Annotated in this window: 2 protein-coding genes; one reads left to right on the top strand and one right to left on the bottom strand. The window is 70.2% G+C overall.

Annotated features, from left to right (window positions below):
- The coding region (locus CCN51_RS52720) for an FAD-dependent oxidoreductase (protein ID WP_143676284.1) at positions 1 to 257 on the bottom strand (257 nt) is incomplete at its 3' end.
- A 104-nt stretch (positions 258 to 361) separates the two neighbouring features.
- Here CCN51_RS52720 and CCN51_RS52715 point away from each other — a divergent pair.
- The coding region (locus CCN51_RS52715) for a LysR family transcriptional regulator (protein ID WP_143676283.1) at positions 362 to 627 on the top strand (266 nt) is incomplete at its 3' end.

Below are 627 nucleotides of genomic sequence, written 5' to 3'. Positions count from 1 at the left end.
GTCGCGGTGAGGGCGGACCAGTCCACGGCCTCCAGGGTGGCCTTCACGCCCCATCGTTCGCGCGCCTCGGAGATGCCGTCGACCAGCTCCGCGGCGTGCAGCATCGCCTTGCTGGGGATGCAGCCGCGGTGCAGGCAGGTCCCGCCGACCAGGTCGCGTTCGGCCAGGACGACGTCGAGACCGAGGGCGGCCGCGCGTAGCGCGGTGCTGTAGCCGCCGGTTCCGCCGCCGATGACGATGATGTCTGTCTCATGCATGAGTCCAGCCTGTGCCCCTACCGATGCATGAGTCCAAGGCAAAGTTTCTCTGGATACGATGAATTTTCTGCATGGGGAGGGTGATAGCGAAGGGGGAGCGGCGGATGAGTCTGCGCCAGATGGAATATCTCGTGGCGGTGGTCGAGGAGGCGTCCTTCACCCATGCCGCCGAGTTGCTGGGCGTGACCCAGTCCGCGCTCTCGCACCAGATCAAGGCCCTGGAGCGGGAGGTCGGTGGGCCGCTGCTGGAGCGGCTGCCGCGGGGGGTGCGGCTGACGCCCATGGGGCGGGCGTTTCTGCCGCATGCCGAGTTCGCGGTACGCAGCGCCCGGCAGGCGCGGCGCGCGGCGCGGGCGGCGGCCGGGGCGGC

Origin of the sequence: Streptomyces milbemycinicus, from assembly GCF_002154605.1 — a bacterium.
Lineage (GTDB): Bacteria > Actinomycetota > Actinomycetes > Streptomycetales > Streptomycetaceae > Streptomyces > Streptomyces milbemycinicus.
The sequence above is the reverse complement of the archived record's forward strand: the minus strand, read 5'-3'. Positions and strand labels throughout refer to the sequence as shown.